This is a genomic window from Ensifer sp. GW101-20A05, assembly GCF_059424735.1.
Genome location: NZ_JBWKZT010000008.1, coordinates 251,130 through 274,819, shown reverse-complemented (window position 1 = coordinate 274,819; position 23,690 = coordinate 251,130). Strand labels below are relative to the sequence as shown.

Here is a 23,690-nt window from a genome sequence, read left to right as displayed (position 1 = left end):
GTTGCAGCGCTATCCCCGCCATTCTCGATCGGATCGGCAAAGCCGACCCCTCACGATCAGGCGCCTTGGTGTTTGGTCGGCGCGTAGTGGTTGGTGTGCAAATATGCAGCGTCAGACGGCAAAGAGACAGATCGCGCTGCGAGAAAGCACGGTCTAACTAAATAACCACGATCGGGCGGACCGGTCGATGGAGATACGCAAGATGACCCCCATCCAGCTTTACACCTACCAGACGCCGAATGGTCACAAGGCCTCGATCATGCTGGAGGAGACCGGACTGCCCTATGATGTTCACGTCATCGACATCGAGGCCGGCGACCAGAGGACACCGGAGTTCCTGGCCCTCAATCCCAACAACAAGATACCGGTTATCGTCGATCCGGATCAGGATCGCACCGTCTTCGAGTCGGGCGCGATTCTGCCCTATCTCGCCGCGCGATCCGGTGTGCTCTTGCCCGGCTCCGATACCGAGCGCATCCAGGCGCAAAGCTGGACTTTGTTCCAGGCAGCCCATGTCGGGCCGACATTGGGTCAGCTCTGGAACTACAAGGTTTTCGCACCGGAGAAGATCCCCTATGTCATTGGCCGCTTCGAGGCGGAAGCAAACCGTGTCTACCGGGTGCTCGAAGGGCAACTGGCGCGCTACTCCCACATCGCGGGCGAGGCATACGGCATTGCCGACGTGATGACCTGGCCATGGATCCATGCCGGTCTCACCAAGCTCGGCCTCACGCTCGACGCAACGCCTCATCTCGCCCGGTGGTACATGGCGGTCGGTGCCCGCCCAGCTGTGCTGCGCGGACTTGTCGTCCCGCGGCTGCCGGCCCGCGAGAGCATCAGCGCCTGATCCTTTCTCCCTATCCACGCTCAACGTCATTCTCATCAAGGAGGTCCGTCATGGAGACCCTGTTCGTCCCAATGGCTCTGGTTGCGGGCGGTCTGCTCGCCGTTCAGGCCGGCGCCAATGCGCAGCTTTCGAAAGCGGTCGGATCACCGTTCGCGGCGACCACGCTCCAGCTCGCGATTGGCACCGGTTTGCTGTTTCTCGTAGCCCTGTTCACCGGGACCCTCGCCGTGCTTGGCGCGGTTCCGCGGGCCGAGTGGTGGCATCTCATCGGAGGCACTGCCTCGGCCGTCTACGTCGTCTCGACGATCGTTCTATTCCCCCGCCTCGGCGCAGTGGTATCGGTCGGCCTCTTTATCGCCGGGCAGATGCTCGCTTCTCTCGCACTCGATAGCTTCGGCCTGCTTGGTGTGGCGCAAACCGGGCTTCGGGCCGGAGCCGCGGCTGGCACGCTTGTCGTACTCATCGGCGTCGGCATGGTCGTGTTCGGCCAAGGCGGAATGGACAACCTCAAAGCCGACAAGCTTGGATGGATCGCCTTGGCACTCGTGGCCGGCGCGGTCCTCCCGGTCCAGGGGGCCGTCAATGCGCTGCTGCGCCAGGAGCTTGGCGGTGCGCCGTTTGCGGTGGGCGCGATCTCGTTCTTCGTCGCCACGCTCGCCATGGCAGCAGTGATGCTGGTGGCGCTCGCCAGGCAGAAGACACCTCGCCCCAACATCGGCGGCGTGCAGACCATGCCCTGGTGGGGTTGGCTCGGCGGTTTCGCCGGAGCGACCTATGTCACCACGGTGTTTACTGCGATCCCGGTGATCGGCGCTGCCGCAGCCGTTGGTTTCACTGTCGCAGGTCAGCAGGTCGCAAGCGTATTCGTCGATCGTTACGGCTGGTTCCGCCTCCCGCAAAGGTCGGTGTCGGGCTTGCGTCTTGTCGGTGTGGTGCTGCTGCTTGCGGGTGTCGCTCTCATCAAACTCGTCTGAAGCAAGACGCACCTTATCGCAGTCGGCGATCCGCCGACTGCCTGAGAACTTCCATGTCACTCAGTCGCTTGGCTGGTCACACTCATTCCGAGCTGCATTTCCTGCACGGTGGCGCGCGTCGCCTCAACATAGGCATCAACGAGATGGCGATTCTTTGTATCGCGAAGCCAGCAGAGGCTGAGATCAGATGCAATGTTGGGGCGGAAGGGCCTGATCGTAAGGTGATCGCGCTGGCCGTAGGCGAACACCGGGTCGACAATGGCAATCCCGAGCCCGTTGGCGACCATTTCACACACCGCCGGCGCAAGGGTCGCGTCCATGATGTAATTCAGGCGGGTGCCGTAGCCATCAAGTGTGCTTTCGATCTTCTGCCGGATGCGGTTGTCGGCGGCAAAGCCGATATAGGGCTCGCCGTCGATGTCGGCCGGCTCGACCTCTTGTTTCGCCGCGAAGCGATGACCCGCCGGCGCTATGCAGACAAGGTCGCCGCCGCGTAGGGGAACACACTCGATATAGGGGTTGTCCGTATTGCGATTGATCAGGCCGATGTCGACCTGTTTGGAGAGCAGCCATTCAACGATGAATTGCGAACTGCGGATCACCACGGAAATATAGGCATCGCCATACCTGGCAAGAAAGCGCTTGTTGGTGTGGCTGATGAAGGGACCGGACAGGGCCGGCATCACGCCAACGGATATTTGCCCAAGCTCCTCGCGCCGGATGAGGTCGACGGCGCGCTCGATCTGCTTGATACCGGCAAAGACACGATCAATCTCCTTGTAGAGCCGCATCCCGTGTTCCGAAGGGATGAGCCGGCCCTTGACGCGATCGAACAGCGCAAGTTCGGTATCCTCTTCCAAATGCGCTAATAGCTTGCTTACCGCAGGTTGCGAGATATGCAATATCTCGGCTGCACGGCTGACCGTTCCACATTCGATCACGGCCTTGAGGGCCTCGATTTGTCGCAGGTTCGGTGCGCGCTTCATTCCATAACTTCTCAAAAGGGCGGCGGCCTGCAATCACCCTAGCGCCGTCACCGGATGTTGACAATGTGACCGCTCGCTATGCTGGAAAACACCGGCGCCCGGCGCCGCGACGCGAACTGCGATCCTATAACCTTTTGGAATAGAGGCAGACTCAAAAACAATTAGACGGGTCAAAATTGCTGCGCCTATCTATGTGCAGGCTGCAGTCGGATCTATCCGGTTGCGCGATTGGCGATCGGCCCGGTATTGCGCCACGCACGGACCGACGCTCATCAAGTCACGCTGGGAGGCGCGAGGAGGAACAAATGATTATCGGGCAGAAGATCAATCGCAGGAACGCACTCAAGCTGCTGGGAGCTGGCAGCGCGACGCTGCTCGCAGCGCCGTACATCATCCGGCCGGCCAGCGCGCAGAGCTCGGTTCTCAACATCACCACATACGACAAGTTCCTGCCGCAGGACTTCATCGAGCAGTTCCAGAAGGAAAGCGGCATTGAGGTGCGCATCCGTCTGACGGACGACCAGGGCAAGCAGTACAATCTGCTCACGGCAGAAGGCGCAAATCCGACCACCGACATCGTCACCGTTGCGGGCCATCGCTATGGCCAGTTCATCGGCTCGAAGCTGGTACAGGCACTGGACACAGCCAGGCTGCGCAATTGGTCGAACCTCAACCCGGCCTATCAGGACGCGTCCTGGGCGCGTTACGAGGGCAACCTGTGGGGGTTGCCGATCCTGGCCGGCTACGAAGGCCTGGTCCGCAATACGGACTACGTGCCGGAGGCCGACAGCTGGGGCATCATGTTCGACGAGAAATACGAGGGTCTGACCGCGTACCTGGCGGGCGACTTCATGTCGATCACCATGAAATATCTCGGCCACGATGGCGACTTCGTCACCTATACCGACAAGGCCGAAGAGGCCCGCAAGGCCGCAAACGAGGCGCGTGACTTCCTGATCAAGCACAAGCATATGGTTCGCAAATACTACGACGCAGCCAGCGAAGTGCAGCAGATGTTCATCAACGAGGATATCCACCTGGCGCAAGCCTGGTCTGGCCCGGCCGCCAAGTTGATCATGGACGGCGTGCCAGTGAAACTGTCCGTGCCGAAAGAAGGCACCTACGGGTTCTGCTACACGCTGAACATCGTCAACAATGCGCCCAACGCCGAGAACGCCTACAAACTGTTCGATGCTATCCTGGCCAATCCTGAGGTCGGAGCGGCGATGACGCGCACATCCGGTTTCAGCTCGACGATCTCGGGCGTCGACAAGCTGCTCAGCGACAAGGAGCGGCTGGCGTCGACGCTGCCGCAGGACGAACTTGAACGTGTCACCTTCTTCAGCTCGACTAACCGTTCGCTGAAAAACGAAATCATTGATCGCGCCGTCGCCGAACTGAAGGCGGCTTAAGCAACCACAGAGCGGCGACTGGCCCTGACCCCGTTAGCGACGGGGTCAGTACGACGACGCACGTCCGGTCGCCGCCAAACGGGTCAAGGTTTGGGACAATTCAATGGCCGTGGGAACAAGTACAGCGGATGGGGGTATCCCCGCCTATGCCGCTCAAATGAAGTACTCGACAGGCATTGCCCGGGTGATCCACTCGCCGGCCTATCGATATACGTTGGGCGCCGTTGCCGACTGGCGATACGGACGCATCCTTCTGTTGGCCGGCGTGCCGGTTGTCTGGATGCTGATGATGCATATCGGCCCCATCTACGAAATGCTGCGCATCAGTCTTCTGTCTAGCTACCCGCCGCAGCCTGGCGTGGAGGCCAATTTCACGCTCGACAACTACGCGCTGTTCTTCAGCGAGAAACTCTACTGGATGCCGCTGCTGCGTAGCTTCGTCTACGCCTCCATCGCAACTGCCGTAACCCTGATCGTGGTCTATCCGGTGGCCTATTATGTGGCAAAAGTGGTCTCGCCCGGGGGCAGGTCGCGAGCGCTACTCTTGCTCTTGGCACCGTTCTGGGCCGGCGAAATCATCCGCATCTTCTCGGTCATCATGCTTCTGGCCAATCGTGGTGCAGTCAACGTGCTTCTGCGGGAGATCGGGCTCACCGACCGTCCCATCCAGATGCTCTACACCTCATTCTCGATCAGCTTCGGCCTGGTCTACATGGTCTGCCTGTACATGTTGCTGCCGCTCTATTCGGCCATCGAGAAGATCCCGAAATCCCTGCTTGATGCGTCAGCCGACCTCGGGGCAGGGCCGTTCACGCGCTTCCGCCGCATCGTGCTGCCGCTTTCGCGCGACGGTATCGTCTCGGGTTGTTCGCTGGTCTTCCTCACCTGCATGGGCGTGTTTGCTGCCCCCATCCTGCTTGGCGGGCCGACCACCAGCATGTTCTCCGAGACGATCAGCAGCTTCTTCCACGGTGCCAGCAGCCGCTGGCCGGCGGGTGCCGCCTTCGCAATGATCATGCTGGCTGCATCCCTCGTGACCGTGGGTCTGTTCATGCGGGTCGTCGGCGGCTCGAAGCAAAGGACATTCTGATGCGCGCCATGTTTCTCGATTGGCCGGGGCTGGCTCTCAAGTCCTTCTACTGGCTGTTTGTCCTCTATCTGTTTCTGCCGCTGTCGCTCATGGTCGCTGTCAGCTTTAAGGATGCGAGCTTCATCTCGTTTCCGCTCGGAAACCTGACGATCGACTGGTACGCCAAGGTCATTCAGGACAAGCAGTTCCTGGACGCCTGCCTTTACACCATCATGATCGCCGCGGCGACGACAGCCATCGCAACGGTGATCGGGGTTTGGATCGCGATGTTGATCGGATCGCTGCGCGGTGCCGCTCAATACGTGGCCTTCGCCGTGGCCTGTCTGCCCGCCGTCGTGCCGGGCATGATCTCGGCGATCTCGCTGCGCATTTTCATCACGACCATAGATCTTCCGACCGGGACAGTGGCCATCATTCTCGGCCACGTCGTTCATTCCGTTCCTTTTGTGGTGGTCATGGTGCTCACCCGACTGCGTTCCATGCCGGGCAATCTGGTGGATGCCGCGCGCGATCTCGGTGCGGACAGCATCGTCACCTTTTTCCGCGTCACCCTTCCTTACCTGGGACCGGCGATATTCGGCAGCATGATCTTCTGCCTGCTGCTGTCGAGCGATGACTTCGTTCGCACCTTCTTCCTCGGCGGCTATCGCCCGACGCTGCCGATGCTCATCTTCGCCCGCGTACAGTCCGGCATGTCGCCAGAGATCAACGTCATGGCCACGCTCGTCCTGGTCGTGACGGCCGTGGTCGGGCTTTACGCAGAATATCTCACACGTCGTTCGAGGATCCGCTGATGGAACCGGTTGTTCAGTTCGAAAATGTCAGGAAGAGCTTCGGCAGCTTTGTCGCGGTCGATAATCTCAACCTCAACATAGAGCGCGGCAAATTCGTCACGCTGCTGGGCCCCTCCGGCTGCGGCAAGTCGACGACGTTGCGCATGCTCGGCGGGTTCGAGACACCCACGAGCGGCCGCATCCTGCTTTCCGGCCGCGACGTGACCCAGGTTCCGCCGAACCGGCGCAACGTGAACATCGTGTTTCAGGATTATGCGCTGTTTCCGCACATGACCGTCGCGAAGAACATCGCCTTCGGCCTGGAGTTGAAGGGGGTCGACAACCGGCAGGTGCAGAAGCGGGTATCGGAACTTCTGGAGCTCGTACAATTGCAGGAGTTCGCAAGCCGACTTCCGTCCGAGCTGTCGGGCGGTCAGCGCCAGCGTGTCGCTTTGATGCGGGCGCTCGCACCTGATCCTGACGTTCTCCTGCTCGACGAGCCGCTTTCTGCTCTCGATGCGAAGCTTCGCCAGACCATGCAGGTGGAGCTCAAGGCGATCCAGGAGCAGACCGGCAAGACGTTCATGTTCGTAACCCACGATCAGGAAGAGGCACTGACCATGTCGGATACGATTGTGGTCATGAACAATGGCCGGATCGAGCAGATGGGCGATCCGGCGACCCTGTACAATCGGCCGGGCTCCGCTTTCGTGGCGACCTTCCTGGGTGAAACCAATCTGTTGCGTTCCGATGTCGTCGGCACCGAGGCGGGCGAGGCCGCGGTGCGGTGGAACGGTGTGACGATCAAGACCTGCGCCGGCGCGCTGCATCCAAAGCCAGGCGACGCGATCTACGTCGTGTTGAGGCCAGAGGCAATCCAATGCTCGGCGCACGAACCGAGCGTGGCAAACCGGGTGCAGGGGCGGATCCGCCAGCGCGTCTTCAAGGGCAACCACACGTCGCTCAAGGTCGAGATCGGCGATGGACACTTGCTCAACGCGCTCGTCCATCCAAGCGAAGTGGAAGGCCTCAGCCGCGGCGACATCTGGGTTGGCTGGCCGTCCGAAGCGACCACACTCATCCCCTCCCGAAACGCGGCGTCATAGCCGCAGCGTCTTAACGACGGGCGCCTGGCGGCGCCCGTTACCCGATATCAGTTAAAATGGAAAACGACATGCGAGTAGGTATCGCGGGTGCGGGCTCTATTGCCTTTGGCACCGCCGCACTTCTTGAAAAACTGGGACACAAGGCAACGCTCTGGTCGCCATCCGGTACAGGGACGTTGGCGCTCACCGAGGGAGAAAGCCTGACGGCTGAGGGTGCCGTCGAAGGCGTGTTCGATCCGGCGGTCGCTCAGAGCGCAGCAGATCTGGCGAGCGGCGCAGATGCGATCGTCATCGCGCTGCCGGCCTACGGTCACAGGTTCGTGCTGGACGAAATCGCGCCCCATCTCGCTGCTGGGCAAGTGGTGATCTTCAGCTCGCACACTTCGTTCGCAGCGCTCTATCTTTCATCGCTTCTGGCCGCGCGCGGCATAAGTGTGCCGATCGTTGCCTGGGGTACGACGATCGTCAGCGGCAGGAAGCTCGGCCCGGCGCTGGTCCAGGTGAACACGATACGAAAGCAGGTTGATCTGGCGACCGTTCCGGCGTCGGAGAGCGCCCGGGGACACGCGGTTTGCAAGGCGCTCTTCGGCGAACATTTTGTCGATCGCGGCAGCCTGCTGGCGATCGCTCTGTCGAACCTGAATCCGCAAAATCACTTGGGGATCGCGCTTGGCAACATGTCGCGCATGGAACGCGGCGAGAGCTGGATCCAGGCCCAGAACGTCACCCCCAACATCGGCCGACTTCTGGAGACGCTCGATCGTGAGCGCCTCACCATTGCCGAGAAGCTGCAGCTGGAAGTGCGCGATATATTCCAGCATTTCCACCTGTCGTTCCATGTGCCGGTCAGCAACATCTCGCAAATGAACCAGGAGATGCATCAGGCCGGACACGGCGGCACCGGCCCCGCGACAGCGGACAGCCGCTATGTGACGGAGGATGTCCCGTTTGGCTTGGTCGTGACGGCTCAACTCGCGCGCCTGGCCGGATGCCCGGCGGTCCTGCATGAGTCGGGTATCCGCATCTTCTCGGCGATGTACGGTCGGGACTTCGAAGGCGAGAACAACATCCTTCCGGAACTGGGGCTCGAGCGACTGGATCTCGAAGGTCTCGATGCGCTCTGCCGCAGCGGCTTCCCGCCGGTCGCAGCCGAATTGCCCGCAGAGGCGGCGCATCGAGCCGAAGGAAGCGTCTGAATGACCGAACGCTTGCTCTCCCATCTTCGTTCTGAACTCGAGGGCCTGAAGACGGCCGGGCTTTACAAGTCGGAGCGTGTCATCACCTCGAAGCAGGCGGGCGCGATCGAGGTTGCCTCGGGCGACCGCGTGCTCAATTTCTGCGCCAACAACTATCTCGGCCTTGCCAACAACGCGGAACTGGCCGAGGCCGGCAAGAAGGCGCTCGACCGCTACGGCTACGGCATGGCCTCGGTGCGCTTCATCTGCGGCACGCAGGAGGAGCACAAGCAACTGGAGGCGCGCATCTCGTCGTTCCTCGGCCTGGAAGACACCATCCTCTATTCCTCCTGCTTCGATGCCAATGGCGGCCTGTTCGAAACGCTGCTGGGCGAAGAGGACGCGATCATCTCCGACGCGCTCAACCACGCCTCGATCATCGACGGCGTGCGCCTCTCCAAGGCCAAACGCTTCCGCTATGCCAACAACGACATGGCAGCACTGGAGGAGGAGCTGAAGAAGGCGGAGGGCAGTCGCTTCAAGCTGATCGCCACCGACGGCGTGTTCTCGATGGACGGCATCATCGCCAATCTCGGGGGCGTCTGCGACCTCGCCGACAAATACGGCGCCATGGTGATGGTCGACGACAGCCATGCGGTCGGCTTCGTCGGCAAAAATGGCCGCGGTTCGGCCGAACATTGCGGCGTCGAGGGCCGGATCGACATCATCACCGGCACGCTCGGCAAGGCGCTCGGCGGCGCGTCGGGCGGTTATACCTCGGCCAAGGCCGAGGTGGTCGAGTGGCTGCGGCAGCGCTCGCGCCCCTATCTGTTCTCCAACACGCTGGCGCCGGTCATTGCCGCCGCCTCGCTCACGGTCTTCGACCTGATCGAGAACGGCGATGCGCTGCGGCAACGGCTCTATGCCAACGCCGCACTTTTCCGCACCGAGATGTCGAAGCTCGGCTTCACGCTTGCCGGCGAGGGCCACCCGATCATCCCGGTGATGCTCGGCGATGCGGCGCTCGCGCAGGAGATGGCGGCGCGCATGCTGCAGAAGGGCGTCTACGTCATCGGCTTCTCGTTCCCGGTGGTGCCGAAGGGCCAGGCGCGCATCCGCACGCAGATGTCGGCGGCCCACAGCGAGAACGACGTACGCCGGGCGATCGCCGCCTTCGAAGCGGTCGGCCGCGAGCTTGGCGTGATCTGAGGGAGAGACTGATGACGAACATGATGAAGGCGCTGGTGAAATCGAAGCCGGAAGAAGGCCTCTGGATGGAGCGGGTGCCGGTGCCGGAGATCGGCCCGAACGACGTGCTGATCAAGGTGAAGAAATCGGCGATCTGCGGCACCGACGTGCACATCTGGAACTGGGACCAGTGGGCGCAGAAGACCATCCCGGTGCCGATGGTCGTCGGCCATGAGTTCATGGGCGAGATCGCCGAGGTCGGCTCGGCCGTCACCAAGTACCATGTCGGCGAGCGGGTGTCGGGCGAGGGCCATATCGTCTGCGGCAAATGCCGCAACTGCCGCGCCGGCCGTGGGCATCTGTGCCGCAACACGCTCGGCGTCGGCGTCAACCGCCCGGGCTCCTTCGGCGAGTTCGTCTGCCTGCCGGAATACAACGTCGTGCCGATCCCTGAGGACGTGCCCGACGAGGTTGCGGCGATCTTCGATCCGTTCGGCAACGCCGTGCACACGGCCTTGTCCTTCGATCTCGTCGGCGAGGACGTGCTCGTCACCGGCGCCGGGCCGATCGGCATCATGGGCGCGCTCGTTGCCAAGCGCTCGGGTGCGCGCAAGGTGGTGATCACCGACATCAACCCGACGCGGCTGGCGCTCGCCAAGAGCGTCGGCATCGATTACGTCGTCGACGCCTCGACGCAAAACCTCGCCGACGTGATGAAGGCGATCGGCATGACCGAGGGCTTTGACGTCGGTCTGGAAATGTCGGGGGCGGCACCGGCCTTCCGCGACATGATCGACAAGATGAACAATGGCGGCAAGATCGCCATTCTCGGCATTGCGCCGGCCGGCTTCGAGATCGACTGGAACAAGGTGATCTTCAAGATGCTCAACCTCAAGGGCATCTATGGCCGCGAGATGTTCGAGACCTGGTACAAGATGATCGCCTTCGTGCAAGGCGGGCTCGATCTTTCTCCCGTCATCACCCACCGCATCACCATCGACGAATTCCGCGACGGCTTCGAGGCCATGCGCTCCGGCAATTCCGGCAAGGTGGTGATGGACTGGTAGGCCAGTGAGGTGCCCGCACGACGTGATGCGTGGTCCCTGGAACGACCATAGATAGGCGTTCTGGTTTCAACAATCCGGCGTTCATATCGTGCGCAGTTTCGGACGCCGATCCAGATGTCCCGCCCGAAGCTGGCCTGGTCGTCTCGCAAACGCGGGGAGAGGGCGGGCAAGCCGCCCTCTCGTCGGCTCACTTTTGTCAGCGTTTGTGATGAACGCTTTGCAGGCCGTAGACCGGTGTCTGGATACCTTCCAATCGTGCCTTCAGTTGCAGCGAGAGATATTGCGAATAATGGCGCGACTGATGCAGGTTGCCGCCGTGGAACCAAAGCGCCTCCTGTTGCGTCGGCTTCCACATGTTGCGCTGCTCGCCCTCCCAGGGGCCGGGGTCTTTCGGCGTATCGGAGCCGAGCCCCCAGACCTTGCCGATCCGGTCGGCGGTCTCCTGGTCGATGAGGTCCGCGACCCAGCCGTTCATCGAGCCGTAGCCCGTCGCATAGACGATGACGTCGGCCGGGATTTCTTTGCCGTCAGACAGTTTTATGGAGGTCTCGGTGATCTCTTCCACCTGTCCCGCGGCAAGCTTCACCTTGCCATCGATGATCAGCTGTGAAGCGCCGATGTCGATGTAGTAGCCGGATCCGCGGCGCAGGTACTTCATGAAAAGACCCGACCCATCCGCCCCCCAATCCAGCTGGAAGCCGGCTTTCTCCAGCGCCGCGTAGAAGTCGGCGTCGCGCTCGCGCATCTTGTCGTAAAGCGGGATCTGGAACTCGTGCATGATCCGATAGGGCAGCGAGGCGAAGATGAGGTCCGCCTTGCCCGTCGTCACGCCATTTGCCAGCGCCTGTTCGGAATAGAGCCCGCCGAGGCCTATATCCATTAGCGTGTCGGACTTGACGATATGGGTTGTCGAGCGTTGGATCATCGTGACGTCGACTCCCGCTTCGTAGAGCGCGGCGCAGATGTCATGGGCCGAATTGTTCGAGCCGATCACGACAACCTTCTTGCCCTTGTAGCCATCCGGCCCCGGATGCTGCGAGGAATGATGCTGCTCGCCCTTGAAGCGCTCGCGGCCCTTGAAATCCGGGATGTTCGCCTTGCCGGACATGCCGGTTGCAAAGACGAGCTGTTTCGGCCGCAGCACCACGTCCTCGCCGTCGCGGTCGACCACGATCGTCCATTGCTTCGTGGCTTCGTCCCATTTGGCTGATTTGGCGGTGGAGCGTGTCCAGTAGTTCAGCTCCATCACCTTCGTATAGAATTCCAGCCAATCGCCGATCTTGTCCTTTGGCGCAAAGACCGGCCAGTTCTTCGGGAAATCGATGTAGGGCAGGTGATCGTACCAGACGGGGTCATGCAGGCAGAGCGACTTGTAGCGCTTGCGCCAGCTGTCGCCTGGCCGATCGTTCTTTTCAAGGATGATGGTGGGCACGCCCAGCTGACGAAGCCGAGCGCCGAGTGCAATGCCGCCTTGTCCGCCGCCGATGATCACGACATAGGGCTGGTATTCATAGCCGAGCGTGCGCTCCTCATGCTCGCGCTCCTCTTTCCAGGTCTTCGCGCCGACATTCTGGCCGTGCTTGGCGCCGAGGGGGCGGGTAAAGCCGGACTTTTCCTCGTGGCCCTTGAGTTCGGCCAGCGCCGTCAGCAGCGTCCAGATAAGGCCGTTCTTGATGCGCACGAGGCCATAGCCGCGCCCGGTCGCCGTCTCGAACGAGATCCAGCTTTCGAGCACGCCATCGGTCTCGGTCGCTTCCTCGCCGGCGGCGACGCGCCAATTGGAGGGCTTTGCAAAGGCGAGCTGCGCATCAAGCATGTCGCGCACCTGATCCCGGCCCTCGACCGTCTTGATATTCCAGGTGAAGGCGACGAGGTCGCGCCAGTAGCATTCCTCGGCGAAGAGCTTAGCTGCATCGTCGATGCGGCCGGTTTCGAGCGCGTCGCCAAAGGCATCAAGCAGCGTCTGAACGCGGGTGGTGGGGGTCTTCTCGAGCATCGTTTCTCCTCCTGCTCTGTGATGAAGAAGGGACGGCTCCTCAACCGTCCCGCAACGCGGACCGGCCTAACGCTTCAGGTCGATCAGAATTTTCAATTGGGTGCCGGCGGGATCGAGTAGCTTGTCGAACCCTGCCGAAACCGCCTCGCCGAGCGAGACATATTTGGTGACGATGCGGCGGGCCGGAATCTGGCCGCTGGCGATCAGGCGCGCGACACGCGGCCAGTAGTGGGTCGGGTAGGCCCAGGAACCGCGGATATCGATGTCCTTGAAGGTTACGTCGAACCAGTTCAACGGGTTTTCTCCGGGGTGAAGACCGGTCTGTACGACAACACCCTGCTTACGCACGGCGCTTGCGCAGGCCTTGAGCGCATGTTCGTTGCCGACGCATTCGATGGCGACGTCGCAGCCGACACCGCCCTCGGTCTCGGCCTGGACGACGTCGCTGACGTTTTCCATCTTCGGATTGATCGTGCGGACGTCGCCCAGCGCTTCCTTGGCCAGCGACAGTCGCGTCTCGTTGGGGTCGGAGAGGAAGATCTTCGAAGCGCCGGCGGCCCGCGCAGCCATCGCAACGAGAATGCCGATCGGCCCGGCGCCAGTGACCAGCACGCTGCTGCCGGCGGTGACGTCACCGCGGTCGCAGGCGTAAACGGCGACTGCCGTGGGTTCGATCAGCGCGGCCTCCTCATCGGACAGTGCATCGGGAATGGGTTGGACATTGTAGTCGTTGAGAAGGGCTGCTTCCGCCATTCCCCCGGAATGCCAGGAGAGGCCCGCAAGTGCGAGGTTGGCGCTCAGGTGAAACAGACCGCGATCGGCGTAATAGTCGCCACGGCGCGGCATGATCAGCGGTTGGACCGAGACCCGGTCGCCCGGCTTCACATGGCTGACCCCTTCGCCGACTGCCTTCACGATTCCGCCGAATTCATGACCAAGGATCTGTGGTCCATGGGCGCCGGTGAAGGGATGCGGCTCTTTCGGGATGAATATCGGCCCATAGGCGTATTCATGCAGATCGGTCCCGCAGATGCCGCAGAAACGGTTCTCCACCAGCACCTCGCCCGGCCCGGGCTGAGGCGGGGCCTCGACATCGTCAATGCGGAGATTCCTGGCGGCGTGAAAGCGCAGAGCTTTCATTTGTGTTTCCTCCTGTTGTTCTTGCACAGGAGGGGCAGCAAGCAGCATGCCAGATCGCCAAGTTGCCTATTTATTGAGAAATATCAATGGCTTAAAAATAATCGCAGCCGAAAGTCTCGGGGAATGCAACAGTTGCTGCGCAACAGGTGTTGCAGGCGTTGCGTCAGTTGAGACGCTTCAGGCGACGGTGGATGGTCGAGCGGTTGACGCCGAGCTTCCTTGCAAGTGCCGAGATGTTGTCGCCGCAGTCTCGCAGCGCCTGTCTCAATGCATCGTCCTCGCCAGGCAACGAACGGTCGGCGGCGGAGAAGAGACGTTCCGGCAGGCACTCGGTATCGATGAGGCCCCCTTCGGAAAGGGCGGCGGCGACCCGCAGGGCGTTGGAAAGCTCTCGCAGATTTCCCGGCCATTCATGCGCCAGCAAGGCCGCCCGGGCGGCCTTGTCGATGCGGTAGGGCTCGTTGTTCTCCTTCTCGATTCGAGCGAGCAATTGGTCGATCAGCCACCCGAGATCCTGGCGCTCTCGCAAGGCTGGCAGGCAGAGCGTTGCGGCGTTCAGGCGGTAATAAAGGTCTTCTCGGAAACGGCCTTCCTTCACCAGTTCCGCGAGATCGCGGTGGGAGGCGGAAACCACGCGCAGGCGGATCGGGCGCGCCTTCAGGGCGCCGACCGGCTGGACCTCATTTTCCGAGAGCACGCGCAACAGCCGGCTTTGCAGCGAGAGCGGCATGTCGCCGATCTCGTCGAGGAACAGGGTGCCGCCGTCGGCGTCCTCGATCAGGCCACGCTTGCCCTTCTGGCTGGCGCCAGTGAATGCGCCGGGCGCGTAGCCAAAGAGTTCGGACTCGATGAGATGCTCCGGGATTGCCGCGCAATTGACGGCGACGAAATTGCCGGTGTCGCCGCAACTGTCATGGATCGCGCGCGCAAGATATTCCTTGCCGCTGCCCGTTTCCCCTTGAATGAGAATAGGGATGTTGCGGGTTGCAAGTTTCGCCGCGCGGGTCTGCACCCGTTCCATTGCGGCGTCGCCGCGACTGAGATCGCGCAAAGCCCGTGGGAGGCGCGGTTCCGCGCCGGCAGGCGTGCGAAGGCTGACGACGGGCGCGATGGCGCTCGCGAAAAGGACAAGACCACTCTTGGCTCGAAGCAGGCGTTCGCCGTTCGGCCGGCCGCGCATGAAATTTGGCAGGTCGTCCACGTCGATATCGAAAATCTCCGAAACCGGAAGGCCCAGGAAATCGCGTGTTCTGAGGCCGCGAATGTTCATCGAGCGAGCGAGTGCGCCAAAACCACCATGGGTCATGCCGGTGATGCGCCCGCTGCCATCCAGGGCGATGGCGGCGTCCGGGTCGACATCAAGGAATTCCGGGGAGCGCGCAAGCCGCACGACCCAGTCATTGCGGGTACGGGTCATGAGATTGGCGAGCTCGATCCGCCGCGCAGTGGCGGACACCAGATGCAGCGCCAGTTGCTGGCTCGCCTTGGCGGCGGGTGACCGGAGCTGGGAGATGTCGAGCACGGCGGTAAGGTCGCCAAGCGTGTCGAAGACGGGCGCCGCCGTACAGGTCAATCCGATATGGCTGGCGTCGAAATGATCGTCCTGATGAATGATGACCGGTTCGCCGGAGACGATGCAGGCCCCGACGGCACAGGTACCTGCTCGGCTCTCCGACCATTCCGAGCCGAGATAGAGCCCCGCCTTGCGCAGCTGGTTGTCAAAGGTCGGATCCCCCATGAAATCGACGGTGACGCCACGCGCATCGGATAGCAACAAAACATAGTTCTGTTCGGCGACCTGGTTGAACAGCCCTTCAAGGCCGGAGCGGCCGATGCGGATCAGTTCTTCAGCCTGTTCGCGATGCTCGCGCAGCTTCGATCCCGGAACGATATAGGCTTCCTGCGCGATCGTCGGATCCAGCTTGTAATCATTGAGGCAGCGAAGCCAGGATTGGACCACGGGTGCATCGCGCGGGCTCGCAGCGCCCAAGCCAACACGCTCTATCTCACGCATATGCGACAGCGGCGTTATCATCGATCAGCCTCCCAAGCGGGAAGCTGACACACTCTCGGCCCATCGACAATTCATATCTATCAATAGGCAAAGCAGCGACGGGGGAACTTCCCACGAGGTATCGATCGGAATCCGCGCCATCGTGATGCTGCAGCGTGAGCGCTTTCCTTTCTCCATCCAAATATCGCGTCGCCAGCGCATAGGCTGCTTTCCGGCGGGCGCCTCGATCCCCACGGGAGCCTGTCGGCGGCCAGCTGCTGCATCACAGTTGAAGAATGCGCAGGGGCAAAAGAGTTGGAGGTGTGGGCGACAGGCCACAGTCAGAGATGCTAGGGGTGCTCACCGGGAAGGGGCACTCTATCAAGCAGGAGACTTCTCGATGAGCAGAACTGCCATGAACGCCCTAGGACAGCCGGTCTATTACAGCGGAAGTTCGACGGCATGGTATTCCGCAAGCGGATCCGGACCGAGCCTTTACGGCACGCCCGCCAACGATTCCATCTGGGGCGACAGTTCCGTCGACGTAACGATGGTCGGCGGCACGGGCGACGACATCTACTACCTTTATTCATCGACGAACCGGGCCGAAGAGGCCCCCGGCGAAGGCGTAGACACGATCGATACGTGGATGAGCTACACCTTGCCGGAGAATTTCGAGAACCTGACCGTCACCGGCAACGACCGATATGCGTTCGGCAACAGTGCCGACAATATCATCACCGGTGGTTCGGGCAGCCAGACCATCGACGGACGCGCAGGCAACGACGTGCTCATAGGCGCCGGTGGAGCCGATACTTTCGTGTTCGAACATGGCAACGGCAGCGACCTCATCGCCGATTTCAGCTCCAACGACACGGTCCGCCTCGATGGCTATGGCTTCACTTCGTTCGAAGAGGTCCTGGCCAATTCTGCCCAGGAGGGCGACGATCTCCGCCTTCATCTCACCGAAGGCGAAAGTGTGGTCTTCGCAGATAAGACAACCGACCAATTGCAGGAGAGCCAGTTCAAGCTGAGCCTGGACCGGTCCGCCTTCACGCAGACTTTCTCGGATGATTTCGACACGCTTCAACTCCGCAGCGACACAGGCGGTGTCTGGGATGCGAAATACTGGTGGGCGCCGGAAGAGGGGGCAACGCTAACCGAAAACGGCGAGCTGCAATGGTACGTCAATCCGAGTTATGAGCCGACCGCTTCCATCAATCCATTTTCGGTTGAGGACGGCGTGCTGACGATCACCGCCGAGCGCGCCTCGGAAGAAATCCAGTCCGAGATCGGTGGCTATGATTACACGTCCGGGATGCTGACGACCTATTCGTCCTTCGCCCAGACCTACGGCTACTTCGAGATGCGAGCCGACATGCCGGACGATCAAGGCGCCTGGCCCGCTTTCTGGCTGCTACCCGCCGACGGCTCCTGGCCGCCGGAACTGGACGTCGTCGAAATGCGCGGGCAGGACACCAATACCGTGATCACCACCGCCCACTCCAACGAAAGCGGCGAGCACACCGTGAGCCGAGACGGAGTGCAGGTCGCCGATACTGATGGGTTTCACGACTATGGCGTGCTTTGGACGGAGGATGAGATCGTCTGGTACTTCGACGACACGGAGATCGCCCGCACGGACACGCCCGCGGATATGCACGAGCCGATGTATATGCTCGTCAATCTCGCGGTTGGAGGGATGGCCGACACGCCTAATGACGACTTTGCCGACGGCGCGGAGATGAAGATCGACTCCATCGAGGCGTACTCGCTGGACTCCGACTGGGATATCTAAGCGGACGACGAAGGGTCGGCCGCTTCCGGAGCGGCCCACCCTGCCAAACAACCATGACCATGCGCAGCGTCTGTACGGATGGGCTCCGCCTTCGTCGGGTTCCGTGGCGAACCGGATGTCACTACCCGACGCAACGGCCAGGACGCGAGGGACGGCCACATCAGCGCCAGTCTGTGCTTCCGGTTCCTCTATCGTCTTGCAGGGTTTCGAGAAGCAAGCTCATTTCCCCGAGCGCAACGGTTTGGGACATGGCAATGTCCACAAGCGCGTCTCTGAACCGGCTGCGCTGCGAGGCGTCGCGTCGCTGCAAGCCTTCGAAACGCGCTGGGCAAAGGTCACTCTCTGGGTGCAGCACGATTGCTCACCTCCTGCACCACGCCGGACGAATGGCGAACCTGGCGCGCTTGTCGTAGCAGATAGGAACCCAACTCTGCGGCTGCGGCGATATCGGCGAAGAGCAGGCCCGCCTCAGCCATGGTGCCGTCGTCGAGCGTATCTGTTTCCTCCGGGTCGAAATCATCCAGCAGTTCGAGAAGTGCCGCGATCCTACGCCGTTGTTCGCCGGCAGCTGCCAGCAGGCTCCGCTCGACCCGCTCGCGCTCCAGCCTCTCAAGGTCGCGCAGGGCCTCGCCCACGCGGTCACGGCATTCGCAGTCGACGGCGCTGCTCAAGACCGCGCCGTGCATCCGTGCGATCGCACGGCTGATGTCCTCATTTGTCTGGGCCAATGTCGATGTCATCGCGGGTTGGGCTGCTCGCATTACGTTTGTTCCACGTCCAGAGTTGCGTAGCGGCATCTTTCGGCGCTGCGCAATCACGATCCGGCATTTCGACCTCCAGCCTAAAGGCAAGTGCCAGCGGGTTGTTTGAACCAGCGCAAACACTGACGGTTTTCTATTGAAGTGCGGGCCACGGCCGGGGGCCTGGCACCGAAAGCGGGGTGATGCATAGGCGCAACCCCATCGTCGGCGGGAAGCGAGCACCTGGGGGAGGTAGCTGGGAGGGCCTCGACCAGCTAGAGCTTGAGCCCGGCCGCAAACCGCGGCCGGGCAGCCAGGAGGAAGCTATTGCGTCCACTTCCTCCTCGCTCGCGTTAGTCATCCTTGCGTGTCGGCCGGCGTCACTTTCCCGAACCGAGAACGGAGGTGATGGCGCCTGAGGCGGCGTTCACGACGATGTCTGCCTCTTCCTTCGTCAGGCAGAGGGGCGGCGCGAAGCCGAGGATGTCGCCTTGGGGCATGGCGCGGCCGATGACGCCGCGTTCCAGGAGGGCGACGGCGATCTGTGGGCCGACCTTTTTTGCCGGGTCGAAGAAGGCCCGGTCGTCCTTGTCCTCGACGAACTCGACCGCCGCCATCAATCCGTCGCCACGCACCTCGCCGACATGCTTGTGGTCGGCAAGCGCTTTCGCCAGTTCCGAGCGGAAATAGGCGCCGGTTACGCCGGCGTTCTCGACAAGGTCCAGCTCGTCGATCAGTTCGAGATTGGCAACGCCCGCGGCCGCGCAGATCGGATGGGCGGAATAGGTCCAGCCATGGCCGATCGCGCCCAGCTCGTCAGAACCCTGCACCAGCACCTGCCACATCTTGTCGGAGACGATCGTGCCGGAAAGCGGCGCATAGGCAGAGGTCAGGCCCTTGGCAATGGTGATGAGGTCGGGCTTCATGCCGTAATGGTCGGAGCCGAACATCGTGCCGAGACGGCCAAAGCCGGTGACGACCTCGTCGGCGACGAGCAGGATGTCGTATTTTTCGAGCACAGCCTGGATCTTCTGCCAGTAGCCCTTCGGCGGCGGCACGATGCCGCCGGTACCGAGAATCGGCTCGCCGATGAAGGCGGCGATCGTCTCCGGTCCTTCGGCCAGGATCATCTCTTCGAGCTTGTCGGTGCAATGTTGCGAGAACTGCTCTTCATCCATCGACCGGTCCGGGCGGCGGAAGAAGTAGGGCGCTTCCGTGTGCAGGATCGGCGCGCGCGGCAGGTCGAAAGCGTTGTGGAAGAGATGCAAGCCGGTCAGCGAGCCCGTCATGACGCCGGAACCATGATAGCCGCGCCAGCGTGAGATGATCTTCTTCTTTTCCGGCCGGCCGAGGATGTTGTTGTAGTACCAGATCAGCTTGATGTTGGTTTCATTGGCATCCGAGCCTGAAAGACCGAAGTAGACACGGCTCATGCCCTGAGGCGTGCGATCGATGATCATCTTGGACAGCCTGATCGAGGCTTCCGTGCCGTGCCCGACATAGGCGTGGTAGTAAGCGAGGTTCTTGGCCTGCTCGGCGATCGCGTCGGCGATTTTTTGCCGGCCGTAGCCGACATTGACGCAGTAGAGGCCGGCAAATGCGTCGAGGCTGGTGTTGCCGTGGGTATCGGTAATGTAGACGCCTTCGCCGCCGCCGATGACCCGGGTCGGCGTCTCGCCGCGGGCATGCATGCCCATATGCGTAGACGGGTGGAAGAAGTGATCACGGTCCCAGGCGCTCAGTTCGTTGCTTTTCTCGAGCATGGTCTTTCCTTTCGCGTATGAAATCTGGCGCCCGCCCTCAGGCGGCCGTGTCGATGCAGAGATATTTGAGTTCCGTGAAGGCTTCGATGCCGTGGCGGGAACCTTCGCGGCCAAGGCCCGACTGCTTCCAGCCTCCGAAAGGGATGGGTCCGCCGGTGATCTTCACGCGATTGATCGCGACCATGCCGTACTCAAGCGCGCGTCCAAGACGCATCTGGCGCGCCCCGTTCTCGGTGACAACATAGGCGACGAGGCCATATTCGGTGTCGTTGGCACGGGCGATCACTTCGTCCTCGTTGTCGAAGGCCGTGACGGCCGCCACCGGACCGAATGTCTCCTCGCGCATGATCAGTGCCTCGTCGGGCACGTCGGTCAGGAGCGTGGGCTCAAAGAAAAGTGGCCCGGCGAGGTGGCGTCGTCCGCCGACTGCAAGTTTGGCGCCATGCCGCAAAGCGTCCGCAACCTGGTCTTCAACCTTGGCGATCGCTCGTTCGTGCATCAGCGGCCCGATTTCGCTGTCGCAGTCGAGCCCGACGCCGACCTTCAAGCGCGCGATCCGAGCGGCAAAGGCCTCCTCAAAGGCCCTGAGGATCGGCCGCTCGACATAGATGCGATTGGCAGCGAGGCAATCCTGGCCAGAGGTCGCGAACTTGGCGGCGATTGCGATATCGGCTGCCTTCTCCACGTCCGCATCGGCGAAGATGATCAGCGGCGCATGGCCGCCGAGTTCCATGACCAGCCGCTTCATGGTCTGAGTGCACTGGCCGGCAATCAGCTTGCCGATCTCCGTCGACCCGGTGAAGCTCATGGCGCGGATGCGCTTATCGGCAGTCATGCGGCCGACAATTTTGGCGGCGTTCCCTGTCACCACGTTGAAAATACCTGAGGGCAGGCCGGCCCGCTCGCCGAGTTCGGCAAGTGCAAGCGCTGAAAGCGGCGTCTCGCTGGAGGGATGTGCAACGACGGTGCAGCCGGCGGCAAGGGCTGCCGCGGCCTTGCGGGTGATCATGGCGGAGGGGAAATTCCATGGCGTCACGATGCCGACGACGCCGAGGGGCTCGCGGCGCACGATCATCTCGGCTCCGGTAAGATGGCTGGTGACGCTTTCGGCGTTGAGGCGCCTTCCTTCCTCGGCATACCATTCGATGAAAGAGGCGGCGTAGTCGATTTCGCCGCGCGACTCAGCAAGCGGTTTGCCCTGTTCCAGCGTCATCAGCAGCGCAAGATCTTCCCGGGCCTCCAGCATCAGGTCATGCCACTTGCGCAGGATCGCGGCGCGCTGTTGCGGCAGCATGCTGCGCCAGGCGGGCAGCGCGTCGCTCGCGGCCGAGATGGCCTCCCCGGTCTGTTCGGCATCAAGAGCGGCGACCCAGGCGAGCGTCGCCGACGAGGCGGGATCCGTAACCTTGAAACCGGCACCGTGATGGCCGGAAATCCAGCGGCCGCCGACATAGGCGAGTTCCCTGAGCAGGTGCGGATCGGCAAGGCGGGCGAGGGCGTCGTGAAAGGTCGTGCGGGCAAATACGGCGGTCATGGCGGCCTCCTCGGGTTGTCTGGAGGAAGTCTGCCAGAGAGCGGGCGACAGATTGTCTATTGCCGGCGCCGGCACCAGAGACATTGTCCAAAGGCAACGCTGACCGTAGACAATCTCTCTATTCGGAGGCAGGAAGCAGCGTCTCGAGCGGCAGCACGGTCTCCTCCTTCACTGTCTTGGTGACGATGTAGGTGAAATAGCGGTCGATGCCGAGTTCGCGGTCGAGCAGGCTGTCGACAAGGCGCTGGTAGGCATCGATATCGGGCGCCATGAACTTCAGGATGTAATCGACGCCGCCGCCGACCGACCAGCAGGCGACGATTTCGGGCGTTGTAGCAACCGCCCGCTCGAAGCGTTCGAAATCCGCCTGGCGATGATTGGCGAGCGTCACTTCCATCATTACGCTGGCGACCGGTGCCAAGCGTCGCACGGCAACACGCGCGTGATAGCCCGTGACGATGCCCGCCTTCTCAAGCTTGCGCAGGCGCAGCCAGCAGGGGGTCGGCGAAAGGCCCGCTTTTTCCGCCAGCGCCAGCTTGGTGATGCGCCCGTTTTCCTGGATCGCTTCCAGGATGCGCAAGTCGATGGCGTCGAGCTTCATGAGGGCCGCCCTCCGGGCGCAGATCGTGTCAAAGTGGAGGAAAAGACAATGGGAAACCATTTTGGCGTTGTCAATTGAACTGATTTTGAGCACTGTTGAAATCATGACAAATTGGCGACCCGACATATCCCAATTGCGCCGGCCGGCCTATCTCTCCCTCGCCGAGCAGATCGCCCGCGCCATTCAGGAAGGCCATTTGCCGAACGGGACGCGTCTCTTGCCCCATCGCAAGCTCGCCGACAACCTGAAACTCTCCGTGCAAACCGTCAGCCGTGCCTATGACGAACTGATCCGGCGCGGGCTGATTTCCGGCGAGATCGGGCGCGGGTCTTTCGTGCAGACAAGGCCGAAGGAGCCTGAGCCACCCTACCTGCCGGAGCGTCTTGGTGAATTGGTCGATCTCTCGATCCTGAAGCCTGTCTGCGACCAGTTGCACTTGGAGCGCATGCGCGAGGCTTTTGGGTGGCTGGCGGAGAACCTGCCATCGAGTTCGGCGCTTTCCTTCCGGCCGAACATGGTTTTCCCGCGCCATCGCAACGTCGCCGCCGAATGGCTGGGGCGCTGCGGCCTTGATGTGTCGCCGCTCAATATCAGCCTGACGAACGGCGCCACCTCGGGCATGACCGTGGCGCTGATGAGCGTCGCTCCGCCCGGTTCCACCATCGCGACGGAGGCGATCAGCCACCACACGCTGGTGCCGCTCTCCACCTATCTCGGCCTTCATCTTGAAGGTTTGCCGATCGACCGCGAAGGAATGGTCCCGGAAGCCCTCGATGAGGCTTGCCGTACCGGCGTCATCCGCGCCGTCTTCCTGCAGCCTTCAGTGATCAACCCGACTGCGGCGTTGATGGGGCCAGAGCGCCGGCAGGTGCTTGCCGAAGTCGCGCGGCGCCACGATATCGCGATCATCGAGAATGACATCCTGGGACCGCTGGTGGAGGACAGGGCGCCGCCGATTGCGGCCTATGCGCCGGAGCGCACGCTGTACGTCACCAGTTTCACCAAGATCACGGTGCCGGGCCTGCGGATCGGCTATTTGGCCGCGCCGGACCGCTATGTCGCGGCTGTCGCCAACCGCCATCTTGTCACCAACTGGATGGCGACGCCTTCGATCGCGGAGATCGCGACGCTCTGGGTCAGCGACGGCACGGCGATGGAACTCGTCAACTGGCAGCGACGCGCCCTTGGCGTTCGCCACGCGATCGCGCAGGAGGCGCTCGCAGGCTTGCCTTACTGCGCCCATCCACAGAGCCTGCATGTCTGGCTGCCGCTGCCGGAAGGACATACGGAAGAAGGTTTTGTTTCTCAGGCTCGCCTGCGCGGCGTTGCGATTGCGCCTGGTTCTTCCTTCCGCACTGCGGAGCAAGGCTGGCAGCCGGCGGTGCGCATCTCCCTGGGCTCGACGACCGAGCAGGAACTCCGCACGGGCCTCGGCATCCTCGCCTCGCTGGCCAGCGGAAATCCGGAAGCGCTGCTGCTCGCGATTTGAAAGAATTGCTCGCCAATT

At 62.1% G+C, this 23,690-nt stretch carries 19 protein-coding genes; 11 read left to right on the top strand and 8 right to left on the bottom strand.

Features of this window, described 5'->3' with window-relative positions; genetic code table 11:
• Positions 1 to 202 precede the first annotated feature (202 nt).
• Positions 203 to 847 carry a glutathione S-transferase family protein gene (locus tag AC070A_RS21195; protein WP_494773581.1) on the top strand — a complete coding sequence of 215 codons (645 nt, stop codon included), beginning with the start codon at positions 203 to 205 and terminating at the stop codon, positions 845 to 847.
• 50 nt (positions 848 to 897) lie between these two features.
• On the top strand, positions 898 to 1,821 hold the full coding sequence (locus AC070A_RS21190; RefSeq protein WP_492384427.1) for a DMT family transporter: 924 nt from the start codon (positions 898 to 900) through the stop codon (positions 1,819 to 1,821).
• A 56-nt stretch (positions 1,822 to 1,877) separates the two neighbouring features.
• Here AC070A_RS21190 and AC070A_RS21185 read toward each other — a convergent pair whose 3' ends face one another.
• The gene (locus tag AC070A_RS21185) at positions 1,878 to 2,807 is read right to left on the bottom strand and encodes a LysR substrate-binding domain-containing protein (protein WP_492384338.1); all 930 of its coding nucleotides are present in this window, start codon (positions 2,805 to 2,807) and stop codon (positions 1,878 to 1,880) included.
• A 305-nt stretch (positions 2,808 to 3,112) separates the two neighbouring features.
• On the opposite strand from AC070A_RS21185, the gene AC070A_RS21180 reads away from it, so the two are divergent.
• From AC070A_RS21180 to tdh, 7 genes are all read left to right on the top strand, one after another.
• On the top strand, positions 3,113 to 4,219 hold the full coding sequence (locus AC070A_RS21180) for an extracellular solute-binding protein (protein WP_492384337.1): 1,107 nt from the start codon (positions 3,113 to 3,115) through the stop codon (positions 4,217 to 4,219).
• Between the two features lie 103 nt (positions 4,220 to 4,322).
• Complete coding sequence (locus AC070A_RS21175; RefSeq protein WP_492384336.1) at positions 4,323 to 5,309, top strand: ABC transporter permease; 987 nt, start codon at positions 4,323 to 4,325, stop codon at positions 5,307 to 5,309.
• Entirely contained in the window at positions 5,309 to 6,103 is a 795-nt protein-coding gene (locus AC070A_RS21170; protein WP_492384335.1) for an ABC transporter permease, read from the top strand. The genes AC070A_RS21175 and AC070A_RS21170 overlap by 1 nt, the downstream gene beginning before the upstream one ends.
• Positions 6,103 to 7,188, top strand: coding sequence for an ABC transporter ATP-binding protein (locus AC070A_RS21165; protein WP_492384334.1), 1,086 nt, complete (start codon positions 6,103 to 6,105; stop codon positions 7,186 to 7,188). Before AC070A_RS21170 ends, AC070A_RS21165 begins: the two co-directional genes overlap by 1 nt.
• Positions 7,189 to 7,256: 68 nt before the next feature.
• On the top strand, positions 7,257 to 8,384 hold the full coding sequence (locus AC070A_RS21160) for an NAD/NADP octopine/nopaline dehydrogenase family protein (protein WP_492384333.1): 1,128 nt from the start codon (positions 7,257 to 7,259) through the stop codon (positions 8,382 to 8,384).
• Positions 8,385 to 9,572: a glycine C-acetyltransferase gene (locus AC070A_RS21155; RefSeq protein ID WP_492384332.1), complete on the top strand. Its 1,188-nt coding sequence runs from the start codon at positions 8,385 to 8,387 to the stop codon at positions 9,570 to 9,572. It abuts the gene before it with no gap.
• Positions 9,573 to 9,583: 11 nt separating this feature from the next.
• Positions 9,584 to 10,618: an L-threonine 3-dehydrogenase gene (gene tdh / locus AC070A_RS21150; protein ID WP_492384331.1), complete on the top strand. Its 1,035-nt coding sequence runs from the start codon at positions 9,584 to 9,586 to the stop codon at positions 10,616 to 10,618.
• A 196-nt stretch (positions 10,619 to 10,814) separates the two neighbouring features.
• Here the strand turns inward: tdh and AC070A_RS21145 are convergent, their stop codons facing one another.
• The 3 genes from AC070A_RS21145 to AC070A_RS21135 all read right to left on the bottom strand — a co-directional run bounded on the left by AC070A_RS21145 (position 10,815) and on the right by AC070A_RS21135 (position 15,789).
• Positions 10,815 to 12,614, bottom strand: coding sequence for an NAD(P)/FAD-dependent oxidoreductase (locus AC070A_RS21145; protein WP_492384330.1), 1,800 nt, complete (start codon positions 12,612 to 12,614; stop codon positions 10,815 to 10,817).
• 66 nt (positions 12,615 to 12,680) lie between these two features.
• Entirely contained in the window at positions 12,681 to 13,754 is a 1,074-nt protein-coding gene (locus AC070A_RS21140) for a 2,3-butanediol dehydrogenase (protein WP_492384329.1), read from the bottom strand.
• Between the two features lie 163 nt (positions 13,755 to 13,917).
• Entirely contained in the window at positions 13,918 to 15,789 is a 1,872-nt protein-coding gene (locus AC070A_RS21135; protein WP_492384328.1) for a sigma-54-dependent Fis family transcriptional regulator, read from the bottom strand.
• Positions 15,790 to 16,147: 358 nt separating this feature from the next.
• Between AC070A_RS21135 and eglC the strand changes: the two genes are divergently transcribed.
• Positions 16,148 to 17,545: an endo-1,3-1,4-beta-glycanase EglC gene (eglC, locus tag AC070A_RS21130; RefSeq protein WP_492384327.1), complete on the top strand. Its 1,398-nt coding sequence runs from the start codon at positions 16,148 to 16,150 to the stop codon at positions 17,543 to 17,545.
• A gap of 335 nt (positions 17,546 to 17,880) precedes the next feature.
• Here eglC and AC070A_RS21125 read toward each other — a convergent pair whose 3' ends face one another.
• The 4 genes from AC070A_RS21125 to AC070A_RS21110 form a co-directional block, all read right to left on the bottom strand.
• Entirely contained in the window at positions 17,881 to 18,306 is a 426-nt protein-coding gene (locus AC070A_RS21125; RefSeq protein WP_492384326.1) for a hypothetical protein, read from the bottom strand.
• A 359-nt stretch (positions 18,307 to 18,665) separates the two neighbouring features.
• Positions 18,666 to 20,048, bottom strand: coding sequence for an aspartate aminotransferase family protein (locus tag AC070A_RS21120; protein ID WP_492384325.1), 1,383 nt, complete (start codon positions 20,046 to 20,048; stop codon positions 18,666 to 18,668).
• A gap of 37 nt (positions 20,049 to 20,085) precedes the next feature.
• Positions 20,086 to 21,582, bottom strand: coding sequence for an NAD-dependent succinate-semialdehyde dehydrogenase (locus AC070A_RS21115; RefSeq protein ID WP_492384324.1), 1,497 nt, complete (start codon positions 21,580 to 21,582; stop codon positions 20,086 to 20,088).
• Between the two features lie 118 nt (positions 21,583 to 21,700).
• Positions 21,701 to 22,183, bottom strand: coding sequence for an Lrp/AsnC family transcriptional regulator (locus tag AC070A_RS21110; protein WP_093234572.1), 483 nt, complete (start codon positions 22,181 to 22,183; stop codon positions 21,701 to 21,703).
• A gap of 103 nt (positions 22,184 to 22,286) precedes the next feature.
• Here AC070A_RS21110 and ehuR point away from each other — a divergent pair, with 103 nt between their 5' ends.
• Positions 22,287 to 23,672 (top strand): MocR-like ectoine utilization transcription factor EhuR, encoded by a 1,386-nt coding sequence (ehuR, locus tag AC070A_RS21105; RefSeq protein ID WP_492384323.1) that lies wholly within the window; start codon positions 22,287 to 22,289, stop codon positions 23,670 to 23,672.
• The last annotated feature ends 18 nt before the right edge of the window (positions 23,673 to 23,690 follow it).

What these genes read in the sequence shown, in the direction of transcription:
- ehuR (WP_492384323.1), top strand. Translation starts at nt 22,287, where the DNA reads ATGACAAATTGGCGACCCGACATATCCCAATTGCGCCGGCCGGCCTAT.
- eglC (WP_492384327.1), top strand. Translation starts at nt 16,148, where the DNA reads ATGAGCAGAACTGCCATGAACGCCCTAGGACAGCCGGTCTATTACAGC.
- tdh (WP_492384331.1), top strand. Translation starts at nt 9,584, where the DNA reads ATGACGAACATGATGAAGGCGCTGGTGAAATCGAAGCCGGAAGAAGGC.
- AC070A_RS21145 (WP_492384330.1), bottom strand. Translation starts at nt 12,614, where the DNA reads ATGCTCGAGAAGACCCCCACCACCCGCGTTCAGACGCTGCTTGATGCC.
- AC070A_RS21165 (WP_492384334.1), top strand. Translation starts at nt 6,103, where the DNA reads ATGGAACCGGTTGTTCAGTTCGAAAATGTCAGGAAGAGCTTCGGCAGC.
- AC070A_RS21195 (WP_494773581.1), top strand. Translation starts at nt 203, where the DNA reads ATGACCCCCATCCAGCTTTACACCTACCAGACGCCGAATGGTCACAAG.
- AC070A_RS21135 (WP_492384328.1), bottom strand. Translation starts at nt 15,789, where the DNA reads ATGATAACGCCGCTGTCGCATATGCGTGAGATAGAGCGTGTTGGCTTG.
- AC070A_RS21170 (WP_492384335.1), top strand. Translation starts at nt 5,309, where the DNA reads ATGCGCGCCATGTTTCTCGATTGGCCGGGGCTGGCTCTCAAGTCCTTC.
- AC070A_RS21115 (WP_492384324.1), bottom strand. Translation starts at nt 21,582, where the DNA reads ATGACCGCCGTATTTGCCCGCACGACCTTTCACGACGCCCTCGCCCGC.
- AC070A_RS21110 (WP_093234572.1), bottom strand. Translation starts at nt 22,183, where the DNA reads ATGAAGCTCGACGCCATCGACTTGCGCATCCTGGAAGCGATCCAGGAA.
- AC070A_RS21140 (WP_492384329.1), bottom strand. Translation starts at nt 13,754, where the DNA reads ATGAAAGCTCTGCGCTTTCACGCCGCCAGGAATCTCCGCATTGACGAT.
- AC070A_RS21125 (WP_492384326.1), bottom strand. Translation starts at nt 18,306, where the DNA reads ATGCGAGCAGCCCAACCCGCGATGACATCGACATTGGCCCAGACAAAT.
- AC070A_RS21160 (WP_492384333.1), top strand. Translation starts at nt 7,257, where the DNA reads ATGCGAGTAGGTATCGCGGGTGCGGGCTCTATTGCCTTTGGCACCGCC.
- AC070A_RS21155 (WP_492384332.1), top strand. Translation starts at nt 8,385, where the DNA reads ATGACCGAACGCTTGCTCTCCCATCTTCGTTCTGAACTCGAGGGCCTG.
- AC070A_RS21190 (WP_492384427.1), top strand. Translation starts at nt 898, where the DNA reads ATGGAGACCCTGTTCGTCCCAATGGCTCTGGTTGCGGGCGGTCTGCTC.
- AC070A_RS21175 (WP_492384336.1), top strand. Translation starts at nt 4,323, where the DNA reads ATGGCCGTGGGAACAAGTACAGCGGATGGGGGTATCCCCGCCTATGCC.
- AC070A_RS21185 (WP_492384338.1), bottom strand. Translation starts at nt 2,807, where the DNA reads ATGAAGCGCGCACCGAACCTGCGACAAATCGAGGCCCTCAAGGCCGTG.
- AC070A_RS21180 (WP_492384337.1), top strand. Translation starts at nt 3,113, where the DNA reads ATGATTATCGGGCAGAAGATCAATCGCAGGAACGCACTCAAGCTGCTG.
- AC070A_RS21120 (WP_492384325.1), bottom strand. Translation starts at nt 20,048, where the DNA reads ATGCTCGAGAAAAGCAACGAACTGAGCGCCTGGGACCGTGATCACTTC.